Raw genomic sequence first — 15587 nt, 5'->3', positions numbered from 1 at the left:
GTTGGGCTCCCACAGTCTGCCAACTCAATGCGCAGAAAGCCGGAACACTTTGGGATTTTTGATGGTTCGGTACGTCGGTCGGTCGCTCGGTTTGTCATCGAACTCAGCCTCCATGCAAAGGATGAGTCCTTATACAAGTTCAAGTGAACTTGAGATCAAGCGGCAAATATGCTTTGATGGCGGGCATGGATCCGACCCTCACCATCAATCAGATTTCACGCCGATCGGGCGTCGCGGCGTCGGCTCTGCGCTATTACGAAGAGCGCGGCCTGATCCGGTCCGAACGCGCCGGTTCCGGGCATCGGCGCTTTGCGCGTTCGACGCTGCGGCGCATCGCTTTCATCGTCTTCGCCCAGCGTCTGGGCATGTCATTGGAGGAGATCGGGGAGGAGCTCGCCCGGCTGCCCACCGATCACGTGCCGGGGGGAGAGGATTGGGCACAATTATCCCAGCCCTGGACCGAGCGGATCGATGCCAGGATTGCCGAATTGCAGCGGCTGAAGAGCGGTCTTACGCGCTGCATCAGCTGCGGCTGCCTGTCGCTGGAATTCTGCCAGCTCGCCAATCCGGACGACCGCGCCGGCCGCCTTGGCCCCGGGCCTCGATATTGGGTGACGACGCGCAACAATTGAGGTCGCCGATCAGCGGGCATCGCCAGGGTACATCCCGCCGATACCCGCCTGATCACCAAGCAGCTTGGCTTTAGCCATTGTCCGGAAATGACGGATGCGCTGCCTTTGTCATGCCAGGGCTCGACCCGGGCATCCAGCGGCCCCGTCTTCGAGGCCAGGAAGCGAGCTGGATTGCCGAGTCAAGTCCGGCAATGACAAAAGTCGAGCCAAATCGATCCGTTTGTTGACGGACGAATCCTTACTCCATGCCGAGGGCCTGGAGGTAGAGCTCCAGGATGGCGTCTTCCTCGGCGCGCTCGGCCGCTGGCTTTTTGCGCAGCGACACGATCTTGCGCAGGATGGCGGCGTCGAAGCCGTTGGCCTTGGCCTCGCCATAGACTTCCTTGATGTCGTCGGCGATCGCCTTCTTGTCCTCTTCGAGGCGCTCGATGCGCTCGATGATCGACTTGAGCTGGTCGGCGGCGACCGAGGTTGCGTCCGTCATTGCTTACTCCTGAGACAAATTTGGGGGCGGATGTGGCTGATAAAGCCGAGTCGGGTCAAGTCCCAGAGCGTCTTGCGATTTGGCGGAACTGCCGGGAATCGCAAAGGCGCTTCGAAAACAGCCTCTAGGGTTTCCGATAAAGGTTAGGGATTTGCTCACCTGTCTTGCGGAAGGCGTATCTGTTTCGGCATTCGCCTTCATCGATGCGAGGACTGGGCCTGGGTCCCGGTGCGCGATCCCCAATGTTCGATGCGCCGGACGGCGGGATCGATGATCAGGGGCGACAGGGCGCGGGCGATACGGTCGGCCCAATCCTGTGCTCCTTCCTGGGTGCCGATCAGGTCCTGGCGCAATTCGATCAAGGCATGGGGCAGGCCGCGCAGCGTGGCGTGCTGATAAAGCGTATCGCCTTCCAGGGCGCCATCATAGGGCTCGTTGTCGCCCACGACCAGGGCCGTGTCGCGCTTGAAGGCCTCGATCATCGGCCGGATGATGCGCGGATCCTTGTCCCAGAGCAGGGTGACGTGCCAGGGACGCGGCACGCCGCGCCAGACCGGCGTGAAGGAATGCACCGAAAACAGCACCGGTACGATGCCGCTGGCGAGCTTCTCGTTCACGAGTTCGCCGATCGCCCGATGATAGGGGCGGTGGAAGCGTTCGATCCGCTGGGCGATGTCGGCGTGGTCGGCACGGGCATTGCCAGGTATCAGCGCGCCATCGGACAGGCGCATCACCAAAGTGGGATCATCCGCGCCGCGATTGGGGTCGATCAGCAGGCGCGAGAAGCGTGTGAGCAAGGCAGGAGCCCGAAGTCGCGCTGACAAGGCGAGCGTAACAGCCCGCGCCCCGATGTCGTAGCCGATATGGCGCTCGAGCTGGGCCGGCGGCAGCCCCAACGTGCCATATTCGGCGGGCAGGGCGTTGGAGGCGTGGTCGCACAGCAGGATGAGACCGGAGTCGGGCTGGCCATCCAGCCTTTCGATAGGTGAGAAATCAGACTGCAAGGGGGATACTGACATTGTGGTATCGAAGCGGGCAGCATAAAGACGAGCGGAGGCCGGCGCCACAGCCAATGCGACGTCCCGCTTCGGACTTTCGCAATGCAGGCGCACGAAAGCGTTTTACAGAAAAGTCGATGGACTTTTCTATTAAAAATAGCGTCAAAACAAAGAGTTAGAAAAACCACCATTCGAAGAAACTGCGCTTTGTTCGAATGACCTGCCAGGAACCATTTCCGATGAGCTCTGCAGCCCCATCCGCGGCACCGGCGCCAAGCGCCTTCTGGCCTGCTTTCGCCGCGCTGATCGCCGGTGCCATGGCGATGGGCATCTCGCCGATCCTGGTGCGGCTGACGGATGTCGGACCCTTCGCCAGCGCCTTCTACCGGGTGCTGCTGGCGCTGCCGGTGCTCTATGCCTGGATGCGCCTGGAAGAAAGCAAGGCTGATACGCCTGACACCGGCCCGGCCTTCTCCTTGCCGGTGATCGCCACCGGCGTGTTTTTTGCCGGCGACCTCTTCTTCTGGCACCTCGCCATTACCAATACCACGGTAGCCAATGCCACTTTCTTCGCCACCATGGCGCCCCTGTGGGTGGTGATCCTGGGATGGCTGGTCTACCGGCGCAAGGCAAGCCGCGCCGCCCTGATCGGCCTCGGCCTGTGCCTGCTGGGCGGGCTGGCGCTGGTCGCCCAGTCTCTCGGCTTCGCCCCGGGCCATCTCGTCGGCGACGGCTTTGCCGGGGTGACGGGAATCTTCTTCGGCGCCTATTTCCTGGCGGTGGAGAAAGCAAGGCTGCGCCACCGCGCCGCGCGGCTCACCTTCTACATGTCGGTGGTGACGGTGGCGATCCTGGCCGTGGCAGCGCTATGGGCGACCCAGAGTCTGGGCCAGCGCTTCCTGCCGGCCGGAGCGACGGGCTGGCTCGTGCTGATCGCCCTGGCCTGGGTCAGCCATGCCGGCGGACAGGGCCTGCTGTCGGTCGCGCTCGGCTCGCTGCCGGTGGTGTTCTCCTCGCTGGTGATCTTCCTGGAGGCGGTGGCTGCCGCAGCGCTTGGCTGGGTGATCCTGGACGAACCGGTCTCGCTTCTGCAGGGGCTCGGCGGCCTGGTCATCATCACCGGCATCTGGGTCTCGCGTCCGCGGCCGGCCTGAGACAAGGGTGAAAGGTTGAGGATATCGGCAAAGACAATCGGGGTTTACACCCTCCAGAGCAAAGCGCGTTCGGACCTGAACGCGCTTTGCTCTGGTGCCTTGTTTCGACGCGCCTTTGTGATTCCTGGCGATTTTGTTAAATCGCAAAACGCTTTGCTGCCTTCCTTGCGCCCGAACGAAACGGTATCAAGAAGGCCCTCAAGGTCGAATCGTTCCGGATGATCTCTTCCTCTCTTCGCCTCCCGCTCGCCGCGACCGTGATCTGCGTGGCGCCGCTGCTCGCCGCCAGCCCGGCCAAGGCCGATTTTCGCCTGTGCAACAACACCTCGAGCCGGGTGGGCGTCGCCGTCGGCTATCGCGACAAGCAGGGCTGGCTCACCGAGGGCTGGTGGAACGTCGCGGCGCGCAGCTGCGAGTCCATCCTGAAGGGCCCGCTGGCGGCACGATTCTACTATGTCTATGCGGTCGACTACGACCAGGGCGGGGAATGGAGCGGCAACGCCTTCATGTGCTCGCGCGACAAGGAATTCACCATTCGCGGTTTCGAGAACTGCCTGGCGCGCGGCTATAACCGCACCGGCTATTTCGAGATCGACACCAGCGAGCAGAAAGCCTGGACGGTCCAGCTTTCCGAGCAGGCCCAGAATGGGGCAAAGCCCAAGTCGAACGCCCCGTCCGACACGCCCCCAGCCCAGGGGCCTTCGGCGCCCAATGCGCCAGCACCCGCGGTTCCGCCAGCCTCCGGCGCGGCGCCCACGCCAGCCAATCCGCCGGTCGTGACCACGCCGCCGGTGGTCTCGCCTGCGACGCCGTCGCCATTGACGCCGCAAGATGCACCCGTTCCCGCAGCACCGGCGCCCGCTGCGCCGGCCCAGCCCTCCGGCGAAGGCACGCAGCCGCCGAACCAGCCCGCCCCAAGCCCGCCCGCTCCGGACAAACCCGAGCTGGATAAGCCGCCGCAGGATACGGTCGCCCCGCAGTCCGGGACGGAGGCACCTCCCCCTGCGGAAGGCACGCCAACCACGCCCGCTCCGCCTTTGCCCCCTGAACGACCGGCCTCGGCACCCTCCGCGAATTAGCGGGCCAGCGTGGCATATATGTCACTTAACTGGCGCGAAAATCGGACTAGAGTGCCATCTCATCCTTGCGGATGCGCTGTGCCAGCGCGCCAAGATCCGCGCAAAATACCAAGATAAGAAAGAAACGGTCGTATGCGACGCCAGCGAAAAGTAAAAATTCTCGCCACCTTGGGACCTGCCTCTTCGTCGCGGGAGATGATCGCCCATTTGTTCCGCGCCGGTGCGGATTTGTTCCGCATCAATATGAGCCACACCTCGCATGACCGCATGCGCGAAATGGTCGGCCTGATCCGCGATGTCGAGAAGGAATGCGGCCGGCCGATCGGCATCCTGCTCGATCTCCAGGGCCCCAAGCTGCGGATCGGCGAGTTTGTCGGCGGTGCGGTGAAACTGGCCAATGGGGCCAGCTTTACCCTCGATTCCGATCCGACGCCGGGCGATGCCAGCCGGGTCTATTTGCCTCATCCGGAAATCCTGTCGGCCCTGCGGCCCGGCCATACGCTACTGCTCGATGATGGCAAGGTGCGGCTGAAGACCACTGAGGCGACCGGCGATCGCGCTGTCACCGAGGTCATCGTCGGCGGCAAGATGTCGAACCGCAAGGGCGTTTCGCTGCCCGATACCGAGATCGCCGTCTCGGCGATGACGCCAAAGGATCATGCCGACCTGGAGGCCGGACTCGGTGCGGGCGTCGACATCGTCGCTCTCTCCTTCGTGCAGCGTCCCGAGGATGTTCTGGAAGCGCGCGAGATCATCCAGGGTCGTGCGCTGGTGATGTCGAAGATCGAAAAGCCGCAGGCGATCCTGCGTCTCGACGAAATTTTCGCTGCTTCCGACTCCCTGATGGTGGCACGCGGCGACCTTGGCGTCGAACTGCCGCTCGAAAGGGTGCCCGGCCTGCAAAAGCGGATCGTGCGCGGCGCGCGCAAGCTTGGCAAGCCGGTCGTGGTGGCGACCCAGATGCTGGAATCGATGATCACCTCTCCGGTGCCGACGCGCGCCGAAGTCTCGGACGTCGCCACGGCGGTCTATGAAGGGGCGGATGCGGTCATGCTCTCGGCCGAGAGTGCCGCCGGCGAATTCCCGCGCGAGGCGGTGGCGACGATGAACCGCATCGCCGAGGAAGTGGAGCGCGACGCCCTGCACCGCACCATCATCAACGCCCAGCGCAGCGAGCCCGAGCAGACCGGTGCCGACGCCATAGCGGCGGCCGCGCGCACCATCTCCGAAACGCTCGATCTCGCCGCCCTGATCGCCTGGACGGCCTCGGGCTCGACCGGCATCCGTATCGCCCGCGAACGCGCGGAGAAGCCCTTGCTGGCGCTCACGCCCAATGTCGGCACGGCGCGCCGGCTCGCCTTGGTCTGGGGCGTGCACGCCGTGCTCACCGACGACGCCCGCGACATCAGCGACATGGTCGATCGTGCTTGCCGCCATGCCTCGCAAGACGGCTTCGCGCAGACCGGCCAGCGTGTGCTGATCATGGCCGGCATTCCCTTCGGCACGCCGGGCGCGACCAACATGGTGCGCATCGCCGTGATCGGCGCCGACGGTGGCGAGGCGGTCTGACGGTTCCTGTTACGACAATGCCGTAGACATATTAGCCGGCAATATGGTTGCCGGCTAATATTTTGCGTTTATGGCGTGAACCCTGGAATTCGGGATGAAAGCTCGCAAAAGAGGGCGGACACCGGGCGGGTCCAATTTGCGGGCGCCCATACTTCCGCAAAAACGCCACACCGAACCCATTTCAAATAGTTGGCTAATTACTGTGCGGCCTGCCGCGCCGAGCCACGGTCGTCGGCAACCTGGGCGAGGCGGTTGATCTCCTCCAGCACCACCTGCCTGGCTGTGTAGTGGATCTGATGGCCGGCGCCGGGCACCAGGACCAGCCGAGACCCCTGCACCTGCCGGTGCAGCGTCTCGGCATGGATGCTTGTCGACACCACGTGATCAGCGGGATCGGCGACGATGGCGGTGGCGGCAGTGATCTCGTGATAGCGAGGAGACTGGCTCGTCAGACAGGCTTTGAGAGCGGCGACGTCCTGCCCGTTCCAGCGGAACTCGTCTGGCCGCAGCACCAGGGCCGCGCTGGCCTTGCGCACATAGTCGGCCGGCGCCTCGCCCGGCCGGAAGGAGTCCTCGACCGACTTCCTTAGGCTCCAGCTTCCGACCGGGGTCATCACGGTGTGCACGAAGAGCCGCCCCAGCACGGGCAGGGCGGCGAGGCGGTAGTACCAGGCGATGCCGCCCGGCCAGGGATGGGTGGCCCCGGCCAGCACCACCAGACCGGCGACCCGATCCCTGTGTTCGACGGCCAGCAGCGTGGCGAGCGACCCGGCCAGGGAATGGCCGACGACGATGAAACGGTCGATGCCGTGGCCATCCAGGGCTGCCATGACCAGCTTGGCTTGCGCCGCGGTGGTAGCGTCGCCGCGCCCGTTCGGCCGGCCGCTCCAGCCATGCCCCGGCCGGTCCACGGCGATCACGCGGCGCTGGCGCGCCAGATCCTCGCCGATGCCATAGACGATGTCGCGGGCATTGGAGGTGGCGCCATGCAACAGCAGCACAGGCAGCTTTTCGCCGCCGTGACCGGCACCGAGATCGATCAGATGCAGCCGTCCGCCAGGTACGGGCACGAAGATGCCTTCGGGCGGATTTTCTTCGGCGATGCGGGCGGCGATGACATTGGTGGCCTGGATGGCTCCGAGCCCATGCGCAAGAAGGAGAATGCCGATGAAGAGCAGAAAGAGGGTCAATCGCGGCCTTTGGCGTGCTGGAGCCGGTGGAAAAATATGCTTCTAGCCGTTTTGCAACCGGCTCGAAAGTCCCCGCGCGCTGCGGCCTTTCCTGGGGCCGCAGGCAGGAGCGGGTGGGAGGGTCGATCTCCCGATCGACCGTCTTAGTCCTCTATCCCGCTCGGCATTTCCAAGGTGGTCGATCCCGCTCCATCAAATGATGGAGCTGAGGAGATCGACCCTCCCACCTGCGATTCCCGAATCTTAGATATCGCGCCCTTCGACCTCGGGCTTGAGCTCGTCCATCATCTTGCGGGCGCCGGCCATATGAGGATTGATCGCCAGAGCGTGTTTGAGCGCCTCATAGGCGTTCTTCTTGTCGCCCATGTCGACCAGCATCATGGCCAGGCCGTTCCAGGCGCCATATTCGCGCGGATTACGCCGCAGCGTCTCGGCGACGTCGGCGATCGAGCGCACATAGTCCTTTTTCAGGTAATAGGCGGTGGCGCGCCGGTTCCATGCCTCGGCGTAACCGGGCCTGAGATGGATGACGGCATTCAGGATCTTGATGGCCTTGTCGGTATTCGAAGCTTTGATCGCCGTCAGCGCCCGGTCCATCAAGAGGTCGGTGGTGTCGCTGCCCGAGCGTAGCTCCACACGTTCGATGGCGACCGCGATATTGTCGGCTTCCTTCTCCGACTCGGCCTTGGCAAGGCGCTCATACAGGCGGTCGAGTTCGGGATCGCCGGCCGGCCGGGTCTCGGCCAGGGCGGCGACGGGTACGGCAAGCATGCCGATCAGGGCCAGAATCGCGATCCTCATGCTTGGATAGTGGCGCGAGATTGTGGCGGATTCAAAGACAAAAACCCGACCGCATCGCTGCGGCCGGGTTCAAACGCGGCAGACCCGATAATTCGGCGCCAAATCAGCCCTGGCGGGCCTTGTAGCGCTTCTGGGTCTTGTTGATGATGTAGACGCGGCCCTTGCGGCGGACCAGCTGATTGTCGCGATGGCGCGTACGCAGCGACTTGAGCGAATTGCGGATCTTCATGGTACTCGTGCCTCTATTGGAGCACGCGAGAAGACGCAGGAGCTCCCAAATTCGAAAGATGCGGGGTTCTAGCGACGAGGGGCGGGGATGTCAACATGGTTGCGAGCCATGTTGCCGCTTCGTCGCACCAGAACTGCGCCGGCAGGCCTATGCCATTGCGGCTCTATTGTCTATGACTTGGCCGCAATGAGGAGATCCGCATGGCCGACTACAAGCTTTACGCCTTCGGTGAATCAGGCAATTGCTACAAGGTGGCGCTGATGCTGGCCCTGACCGGCACGCCGTGGGAGCGCCTCCCGGTCGATTTCTTCAATGGCGAGACGCGGACCGACAATTTTCGCACGGTCAACGAGATGGGCGAAGCGCCGGTGCTGCTGCATGACGGCAAGGTGCTGAGCCAGTCCGGCGTGATTCTCGATTATCTCGCCGAGCAGACCGGCCGGTTCGGAGCCGACACTGCCGATGAACGGCGCGAGATCCTGCGCTGGATCCTGTTCGACAATCATAAATTCACCAGCTATTACGCCACCCTTCGCTTCATCGTAGGCCTGCAGAAGAGCGGCGAGAGCCCGGTCACCGAATTTCTGCGCGGGCGGGCCAAGAGTGCCTTTGCCATCGTCGACAAGCATCTGGCCGGCCGGGATTTCCTGGTTGCAGATCGTCTGACCATCGCCGACCTGTCCCTGGCCGGCTATGTCTTCTTCGAAGAGGAGACGGGCCTGCCATTCCAGGCTTATTCCAACATCTTGGCCTGGCGGGCCCGCATCGCGGCCATGCCGGGATGGAAGCTGCCTTATGAGATGGTGCCACACGCCCCGCCGGCGCGCGCCTGATCGAAACTGACGATACGGGACATTTCCTTGCACGCACCCGCCCCGATTTCCCTGCTCGATCGCTACCGTGCCCTCGTCGCCGCCGGCGGGCTCGAACGCGACGCGGCCCAGGAGGCCGTCCTCGCCCGCCTGCAGATCGTTCTGGACGAGCTGGGCGAGATGTCGGTGGCGCGCAAGCCTGGTGCCCTCGGCTGGCTGTTCGGGCGGGCCAAGCCCAGGCCGGGGCCGAAGGGCCTCTATATCTGGGGCGAGGTCGGGCGCGGCAAGACCATGCTGATGGACCTGTTCCACGAAGCCGTACCAGCTGGCGTCAGCCATCGCCGCGTGCATTTCAATGCCTTCATGAACGATGTGCATGAGCGCATCTTCCACTATCGCAGCGAGATCCGGGCCGGGCGGGTCAAGGGCGATGATCCGATCGGCCCGGTTGCCGAGGTGCTGGCCAGGGAAGCCAGGCTCCTGTGCTTCGACGAATTCTCCGTCACCGACATCGCCGACGCCATGATCCTCGGGCGCCTCTTTACCCAGTTGTTCGCGCATGGGGTGGTGGTGGTTGCCACCTCCAACGTGGTGCCCGACCGGCTCTATGAGGATGGTCTGAACCGCGCCCTGTTCCTGCCCTTCATCGCGCTGCTCCAGCAGCATATGGAGGTGGTGAAGCTGGAGGCGCGTACGGATTATCGTCTCGAGAAGCTCTCCGGCGGGGAGACCTATCTCGTCGGTGGCGGGCCGGACGTTCGCGCCGGGATGGATGCAGCCTTCGAGCGCCTCACCGGGCGGAAAGAGGGCCTGCCGCTGGTGTTGACGGTCAAGGGCCGGGCCTTGAAAGTGCCGCAGGCCGCCATGGGCGTCGCCCGTTTTTCCTTTGCCGAACTCTGCGGCCAGCCTTTGGGCTCGGCCGACTATCTGGCCCTTGCCGAACATTTCCACACGCTGCTGGTCGACGACATCCCGGTGCTCAGGCAGGAGCAGCGCAACGAGGCCAAGCGCTTCATTTTGTTGATCGACTGCCTCTATGATCGCGGTGCCAAGCTCGTGGCTTCCGCGGCGGCGGAGCCGACCGGGCTCTATCCCTATCAGGAGGGGCGCGAGGCCTTCGAATTCCAACGCACCATCTCGCGCCTGATCGAGATGCGTTCGGAGGTCTATCTTGCCCAGCCGCATCGGGCGCCGCCCAAGACCTCACTGGTGGACGGCTGAGCCGGCAAGCAGAGTTTCCCGGCGAGGCCCCGCCGGGAGCTTTGCCGGGAAACTCTGCAAATGTTTGATATCTTGCAGCTTCCTCTTGTTCGTGCCATGGGCGCGATCAAGAGGAAGCTGCATCGGAGGTAGGGCATGGGCGGCAAGAGCGAACCGACCGGCGCGCGCCTTTTGGACATCGCCACCGATCATGTCCGCAAGCACGGGCTTGAGCGGACCTCGGTGGTGTCGGTCGCGCGCGAGGCTCAGGTCAGCCATGCCGCTGTCTATCGCTATTTCGCCTCCAAGGACGCGCTGATCGATGCCGTTACCGCCGATTGGCACAAGGCGGTGGAGACCCAGCTCGCCGTGGTCGCCGACGCCCCCGACCCGGCCGACGACAAGTTGGAGCGCATGATGCTGTTGCTGGCGCGGCTTTATCGCGAGCGCCTCGACCAGGAGCCCAATCTCTATGCAGCCTGGCTGTCGGCGATCGGCGAGAACCGCGCGGTGGTGCGCAAGCATCGCCGCCGCATCCGCAGCCTGATCGAGCGTGTCGTCGACGAAGGGCGTTCCATCGAACTCTTTCGCGCCCGCTCGAACGAGAGGTTGATCGCCTTTCTTGGTGACGCCCTGCACCGCTTCATCGATCCGGCGGCGATCGCTGCTGATCGCGACGCCAATCGGCTCGAGCTCGACCAGCGTCTTGCCCGGTTGCTGCGCGTGGTGATCCGCGCCATGGTGGCCGGCAGTGTATAGGGTCCTGGAGGCCCACAGGCGCTAGCTTTGCGAGTCGAAACGCAGGCAGCATGGAGGGGCGATTTCCAGATCGACCATTTTCGCCTGCCATTGCACATGACGTTTCCCAGATGTCGATCTCGCTTCCTCCCTTGATGGAGCTCGGGGGATCGACCCTCCGTAATCGCGCCTGTTTGCTCGACCTAGGCACCTATAGGCTAGAAGTCTGCCCTCCCCAGCTCCCTCTTTCCGACCTATTAATCATTCAATGGCATTGATCTTGCTTCCCCTTTCACGCCCGATGCAGTGGGCGCAGGACGCGAAGCATGTATGATAGTGCCGTGCCGGTTTCCGGCACTTGTGTCGATCAGCCGACCCTCGATCCCCAGGTTCTTCTCGCGCCCCAGACCCTTCTCGGCGCTCTTGGCCAGGCCAGTTACGAATGGTGCCTGGAGACCGACCGCCTCGCGTGGGGAGCCGGAGCGTCCGCCGTGCTGGGCGTGCGTGCCGCCGCCGACATTGCCGACGGCAAGGCTTTTGCCCTCCTGATCGATCTCGACCGGCCCGGCGGCCGGCATGAAGCCATCCTCCAGAGCCCGCATGGGGGAACGGGAGAGGGCGCGCCCTACTGCCTGCGCTACAGCTATCGTCCGCATGCGGCCGGCCGGAAACGCTGGATCGAGGATCGTGGGCGCTGGTTCGCCGGGCCGGATGGGCGCCCGGTGGTCGCGCGCGGCCTGGTGCGTGTCGTGGCTGAATGCCCGGAAGACGAGGCGGCGGCATCAGCCCAGGCGGTGATCGGCATTCACGACCGCTTTTTCGCCACCGCCCTGGCCACCGCCTGTGCCGAGGGCCGGCAGGCCGGGTTGTTCCTGGCGACCGTCGACCGGCTCGGTGCCATTCACGGTGCCTTCGGCGCCGTGGTGGCGGATCGCGTCTGCGCCCAGGTGATGCGCGGCTTGCGCAGCGTGCTGCGCATCGGCGACAGCCTTACCAGCATTGCGGACGGCAAATTCGCTTTGATGTTGCCCGGTTGCCAGGCCGGGGACGTGCGGGCGGCGGCCGAACGCTTCCAGCAGGTGGTCGAGCGCGTGACCGTCGAGGCGGAAGAGGGCGCGATCCAGCCGACGGTGTCGATCGGGGCCGTCCATATCGCGCCCGCGACGGAGACCGCCGGCACGGCCTTGCACGCGGCCCAGCAGGCCCTCGACCGCTGCGAGCGCGAGACACCGGGCGGTATCGCGATCTTCGCGGAAGGCGACCATCAGGTCGCTTCGGCGAATGCGGCGCAACGCTTGGCGCTGGCACTCAACGAAGACCGCATCTTCCTCGGTTTCGAGCCGGTGCTGGCGGCCCAGCCGGCAGGACGGCAGTTATTCCGGGCCCGCGCCTTCATCCGGCTGCCTGGCAATGCCGAGGCGGCGGCGTCCACCACATTGCAACCGGCGTCTTTGCAACCGGCTTGGCTGACCCCGGCCTGCGACCGTGCGCTCGCTCGCCGGCTCGCCTTGCGGCTGGTGGACCTTGCCGGCGTGGTGCTCGACCGCCATCCCGGCGTCGAATTGATCCTGCCCCTGCCGGTCGTCGTCGATCCGCGCCGGGGACCGGGCGACAGCTTCCAGCGTTTGACCATCGAACTCGACGAGGCGCTGGCCAAGGCCGACCTCGACAATAATGGTCGCTATTGCCGGGCGATCCGCGCCTCCGGCGCGCGACTCGGCATTGGCGGCTTCGGCGGCGGCCATCTCGATTTCGCCGAACTCCAGGCTCTCGAAGTCGGCCAGGTGACGCTCAACGGCGTGCTGGTCGAAATGGCCGATCAGGTCGCGCAGGGCCGTTTCGCACTGCGCAGCCTGATCGAGGCCGGCGCGCGGCATGGCTTCGACATGGCGGCCGAATGGGTGGATGACGAGGTCATCGCACGCCAGCTCCTGAACTGGGGTTGTAGCCGCCTGATGGGGACGGTGGCGGGCACGCTCCGGCTGGAATTGCCGCGCCTGCGCGATGCTGGCCGCCAAGCGCCAATGGCGCTGACCGGAACCTGAGGCACGGCCTTCCTTCTCTCATAAGGAGAGAAGGGAAGTATTGCCCTACTTCTTCTCGTCGCTGATGCGGTCGAGGCGCGACTTCATCTCCGCCAGTTCCTTCTTCAGCGTGTCGAGATCGTCGCTGCTCTTGGAGGTCGCGGTCGCGGCCGGCTCCTTCGCGTCTTCGCCGCCGGCCTGCTGCGTGAAAGGCGAGAACAGGCGGAAGGCGCGCTGGAAGGCCACCATATTGTTGCGGGCCTGTTCCTCGAGCGCGCCGAAACCGCCATTGACCCAGGGCGCCTGGCCCCAGCCGCTGGTAAGATGCTGCGTCATCTGCTCGCGCAGCTTCTGCTGGTCGCGCGTGAGATTGTCGATGGAGAATTCGAGGAAGCTCGGCACCAGCGCCTGCATGCTGTCGCCATAGAAGCGGATCAACTGGCGCAGGAAGGTGATCGGCAGCAGGTTCTGGCCCTTGTTCTCCTGCTCGAAGATGATCTGGGTGAGGACCTGGCGGGTGATGTCCTCATTGGTCTTGGCGTCGTGGACCACGAAATCCTCGCCGGCCTTGACCATGGTGCCGAGATCTTCGAGCGTGACATAGGTCGAGGTACCCGTGTTGTAGAGGCGCCGATTGGCGTATTTCTTGATCGTGGTCGGCTCTTTAGCTTTCGCCATCCTACTGCCCCTTACGCTCGTCCCTGCCTTGCACAATTCACATGCTTGCCCCATCTGTGGGGGAAGCGTGCGGACTCTGCAAACGTTTCCGATCCTGCAGATTGAGTTTGGTCGGTTCCGAGACCAGATCAAACTCAATCTGCCTGGACAAATCCCCCCGGGCAGGCCCGTGACGGCGATGCCGGAGAGTTTGCCTCGAAATCGATCACGGAGAATTTCCGAACCGGCCCGCCTGGGCAAGCCTGGAAATTCCGAACCACCCCGGTATTCCCGTGACGGCCTCCGGCCCGGGGGCGGTATCCCGTTCCGGAACCCCTCTCCTGGAGGGATGATCACCCCCACGGTCTGACAAATCTAGGCTCTTTTCGCGGTCGCGAAAACATCTTTGTGCAAGCGCGGTAAACTCACCTGGCGCATTGACGGCGGCGCGCCAAGCGTCCCATATGCCCAGGCAGATTACGGTTGAGCGGATCACAGATCCGCTCAACCGTAATCTGCAGGCGCAATCTCCAGGACTTGGGAGATTTGCAGAATTTACCTGCTTCATCCCAGCGGGGATGAAGCAGGTAAATTCTGCTTCGGAAAGAGTTGGTCCATCGGGCCGCTGCAAAACGGAACATTAGAGGAGTGAAATTGCCATGAGTGATGTCGTCATCGTCAGCGCCGCACGCACACCGGTCGGCTCCTTCAACGGCGCCTTCGCGGCAACACCGGCTCACACGCTCGGTGCGGCGGCCGTCAAGGAAGCGTTGGCCCGTGCCAAGGTAGAGGCCGGCGAGGTCGACGAAGTCATCCTCGGCCAGGTGCTGAGCGCGGGTGGCGGCCAGAATCCGGCTCGACAGGCGGCGATGGCGGCTGGCGTGCCCCAGGAGAAGACCGCTTTCGGCCTCAACCAACTCTGCGGCTCGGGTCTGCGCGCGGTCGGCCTCGGCCTGCAGCAGATCGCCAATGGCGATGCCTCGGTCATCGTGGCTGGCGGCCAGGAATCGATGTCGCTGGCGCCGCATGTCGCGCATCTGCGCGCCGGCGCCAAGATGGGTGACGTGAAGTTCCTGGATTCCATGCTCAAGGACGGCCTGCTCGACGCTTTCCAGGGCTATCATATGGGCACGACCGCCGAGAATATCGCGGCACGCTGGCAACTCACCCGCGAGGAACAGGACGCTTTCGCCGTCGCCTCCCAGAACAAGGCCGAGGCCGCCCAGAACGCGGGGCGCTTCAAGGATGAGATCGTCGCGATCACGATTCCCGGCCGCAAGGGCGACGTCATCGTGGATACCGACGAATATCCCCGCCACGGTGCCACGCTCGACGGCATGGCCAAGCTGCGCCCGGCCTTCAGCAAGGACGGCACGGTGACTGCCGGCAACGCCTCCGGCCTCAATGACGGCGCGGCCGCCGTGGTGCTGATGAGCGCCAAGGATGCCGAGCGTCGCGGCCTCACCCCGCTCGCCCGCATCGCTTCCTGGGCTACCGCTGGCGTCGATCCCGCCATCATGGGCACCGGGCCGATCCCAGCCTCGCGCAAGGCGCTCGAAAAGGCGGGCTGGAGCGTCAAGGATCTCGACCTGGTCGAGGCCAACGAAGCCTTCGCGGCGCAGGCCCTGGCCGTCAACAAGGACATGGGCTGGGATCCCGCCATCGTGAACGTCAATGGCGGCGCCATCGCCATCGGCCATCCGATCGGTGCCTCCGGCGCCCGCGTGCTGGTCACGCTGCTGCATGAGCTTGCTCGCCGTGGCGGCAAGAAGGGCATCGCCACGCTGTGCATCGGCGGCGGCATGGGCATCGCCCTGACCGTCGAGCGCTGATCGGTTCACGGCGATACCGAAGCGTTTTGCGATCCGGAGAATTCATCGGATCGTCGAGACGCTGGAAACAAGGGCTTTCTCCGTTGGAGGAACGGGGGATGCCCTCGACCTCGGCCCCTTCCCGTGCAGGGGAGGGGAGGTACGCGTCGGGCAGGTCCTTAGGGGCGAAGGCCGGTTCGTGACTCCCT

The 15587-nt window shown here is 64.5% G+C and carries 14 protein-coding genes and 1 pseudogene; 9 read left to right on the top strand and 6 right to left on the bottom strand.

The genetic code is table 11. From position 1 onward, the window contains the following. Nucleotides 1–185: 185 nt before the first annotated feature. Complete coding sequence (gene soxR, locus AB4037_RS15820) at nucleotides 186–632, top strand: redox-sensitive transcriptional activator SoxR (RefSeq protein ID WP_434958973.1); 447 nt, start codon at nucleotides 186–188, stop codon at nucleotides 630–632. Nucleotides 633–870: 238 nt separating this feature from the next. On the opposite strand, the gene AB4037_RS15815 is transcribed toward soxR, so the two are convergent. After that, nucleotides 871–1116, bottom strand: coding sequence for a DUF2312 domain-containing protein (locus AB4037_RS15815; RefSeq protein WP_149252861.1), 246 nt, complete (start codon nucleotides 1114–1116; stop codon nucleotides 871–873). Between the two features lie 197 nt (nucleotides 1117–1313). Further along, the gene (locus AB4037_RS15810; protein WP_441772155.1) at nucleotides 1314–2135 is read right to left on the bottom strand and encodes an N-formylglutamate amidohydrolase; all 822 of its coding nucleotides are present in this window, start codon (nucleotides 2133–2135) and stop codon (nucleotides 1314–1316) included. A gap of 218 nt (nucleotides 2136–2353) precedes the next feature. Here AB4037_RS15810 and AB4037_RS15805 point away from each other — a divergent pair, with 218 nt between their 5' ends. From AB4037_RS15805 to pyk, 3 genes and pseudogenes are all read left to right on the top strand, one after another. Further along, entirely contained in the window at nucleotides 2354–3268 is a 915-nt protein-coding gene (locus AB4037_RS15805; protein ID WP_441772154.1) for a DMT family transporter, read from the top strand. Nucleotides 3269–3486: 218 nt separating this feature from the next. Beyond that, nucleotides 3487–4041: pseudogene (locus AB4037_RS15800) on the top strand (DUF1036 domain-containing protein); the annotation flags it as partial. Nucleotides 4042–4479: 438 nt separating this feature from the next. Continuing rightward, the gene (pyk, locus tag AB4037_RS15795; RefSeq protein WP_434958976.1) at nucleotides 4480–5916 is read left to right on the top strand and encodes a pyruvate kinase; all 1437 of its coding nucleotides are present in this window, start codon (nucleotides 4480–4482) and stop codon (nucleotides 5914–5916) included. A gap of 197 nt (nucleotides 5917–6113) precedes the next feature. On the opposite strand, the gene AB4037_RS15790 is transcribed toward pyk, so the two are convergent. The 3 genes from AB4037_RS15790 to ykgO form a co-directional block, all read right to left on the bottom strand. Next, nucleotides 6114–7106 (bottom strand): alpha/beta fold hydrolase, encoded by a 993-nt coding sequence (locus tag AB4037_RS15790; RefSeq protein WP_441772153.1) that lies wholly within the window; start codon nucleotides 7104–7106, stop codon nucleotides 6114–6116. Between the two features lie 243 nt (nucleotides 7107–7349). Continuing rightward, nucleotides 7350–7907 carry a tetratricopeptide repeat protein gene (locus AB4037_RS15785; RefSeq protein WP_434958978.1) on the bottom strand — a complete coding sequence of 186 codons (558 nt, stop codon included), beginning with the start codon at nucleotides 7905–7907 and terminating at the stop codon, nucleotides 7350–7352. 103 nt (nucleotides 7908–8010) lie between these two features. Further along, nucleotides 8011–8136, bottom strand: coding sequence for a type B 50S ribosomal protein L36 (gene ykgO / locus AB4037_RS15780; protein ID WP_068283257.1), 126 nt, complete (start codon nucleotides 8134–8136; stop codon nucleotides 8011–8013). Between the two features lie 200 nt (nucleotides 8137–8336). Between ykgO and AB4037_RS15775 the strand changes: the two genes are divergently transcribed. From AB4037_RS15775 to AB4037_RS15760, 4 genes are all read left to right on the top strand, one after another. Beyond that, nucleotides 8337–8969, top strand: coding sequence for a glutathione S-transferase family protein (locus tag AB4037_RS15775; protein ID WP_441772152.1), 633 nt, complete (start codon nucleotides 8337–8339; stop codon nucleotides 8967–8969). 21 nt (nucleotides 8970–8990) lie between these two features. Continuing rightward, the gene (zapE, locus tag AB4037_RS15770) at nucleotides 8991–10169 is read left to right on the top strand and encodes a cell division protein ZapE (protein WP_441772272.1); all 1179 of its coding nucleotides are present in this window, start codon (nucleotides 8991–8993) and stop codon (nucleotides 10167–10169) included. 135 nt (nucleotides 10170–10304) lie between these two features. Beyond that, a complete protein-coding gene (locus tag AB4037_RS15765; protein WP_322432528.1) occupies nucleotides 10305–10907 on the top strand; it encodes a TetR/AcrR family transcriptional regulator in 603 nt (200 codons plus the stop codon). Nucleotides 10908–11212: 305 nt separating this feature from the next. After that, nucleotides 11213–12931 (top strand): bifunctional diguanylate cyclase/phosphodiesterase, encoded by a 1719-nt coding sequence (locus AB4037_RS15760; RefSeq protein ID WP_434958980.1) that lies wholly within the window; start codon nucleotides 11213–11215, stop codon nucleotides 12929–12931. Between the two features lie 45 nt (nucleotides 12932–12976). Here the strand turns inward: AB4037_RS15760 and phaR are convergent, their stop codons facing one another. Next, entirely contained in the window at nucleotides 12977–13588 is a 612-nt protein-coding gene (gene phaR / locus AB4037_RS15755) for a polyhydroxyalkanoate synthesis repressor PhaR (RefSeq protein WP_434958981.1), read from the bottom strand. Nucleotides 13589–14226: 638 nt separating this feature from the next. On the opposite strand from phaR, the gene AB4037_RS15750 reads away from it, so the two are divergent. Continuing rightward, nucleotides 14227–15399, top strand: coding sequence for an acetyl-CoA C-acetyltransferase (locus AB4037_RS15750; protein ID WP_434958982.1), 1173 nt, complete (start codon nucleotides 14227–14229; stop codon nucleotides 15397–15399). The last annotated feature ends 188 nt before the right edge of the window (nucleotides 15400–15587 follow it).

This window comes from Labrys sp. KB_33_2 (assembly GCF_052114505.1).
GTDB lineage: Bacteria > Pseudomonadota > Alphaproteobacteria > Rhizobiales > Labraceae > Labrys.
Note: the sequence above shows the minus strand (reverse complement) of the source record. Positions and strands in the feature narration are given on the sequence as shown.

Bases quoted from the DNA above. Each gene is read 5' to 3' on its own strand.
- soxR (WP_434958973.1), top strand. From the start codon at position 186: ATGGATCCGACCCTCACCATCAATCAGATTTCACGCCGATCGGGCGTC.
- AB4037_RS15815 (WP_149252861.1), bottom strand. From the start codon at position 1,116: ATGACGGACGCAACCTCGGTCGCCGCCGACCAGCTCAAGTCGATCATC.
- AB4037_RS15810 (WP_441772155.1), bottom strand. From the start codon at position 2,135: ATGTCAGTATCCCCCTTGCAGTCTGATTTCTCACCTATCGAAAGGCTG.
- AB4037_RS15805 (WP_441772154.1), top strand. From the start codon at position 2,354: ATGAGCTCTGCAGCCCCATCCGCGGCACCGGCGCCAAGCGCCTTCTGG.
- pyk (WP_434958976.1), top strand. From the start codon at position 4,480: ATGCGACGCCAGCGAAAAGTAAAAATTCTCGCCACCTTGGGACCTGCC.
- AB4037_RS15785 (WP_434958978.1), bottom strand. From the start codon at position 7,907: ATGAGGATCGCGATTCTGGCCCTGATCGGCATGCTTGCCGTACCCGTC.
- ykgO (WP_068283257.1), bottom strand. From the start codon at position 8,136: ATGAAGATCCGCAATTCGCTCAAGTCGCTGCGTACGCGCCATCGCGAC.
- AB4037_RS15775 (WP_441772152.1), top strand. From the start codon at position 8,337: ATGGCCGACTACAAGCTTTACGCCTTCGGTGAATCAGGCAATTGCTAC.
- AB4037_RS15765 (WP_322432528.1), top strand. From the start codon at position 10,305: ATGGGCGGCAAGAGCGAACCGACCGGCGCGCGCCTTTTGGACATCGCC.
- AB4037_RS15760 (WP_434958980.1), top strand. From the start codon at position 11,213: ATGTATGATAGTGCCGTGCCGGTTTCCGGCACTTGTGTCGATCAGCCG.
- phaR (WP_434958981.1), bottom strand. From the start codon at position 13,588: ATGGCGAAAGCTAAAGAGCCGACCACGATCAAGAAATACGCCAATCGG.
- AB4037_RS15750 (WP_434958982.1), top strand. From the start codon at position 14,227: ATGAGTGATGTCGTCATCGTCAGCGCCGCACGCACACCGGTCGGCTCC.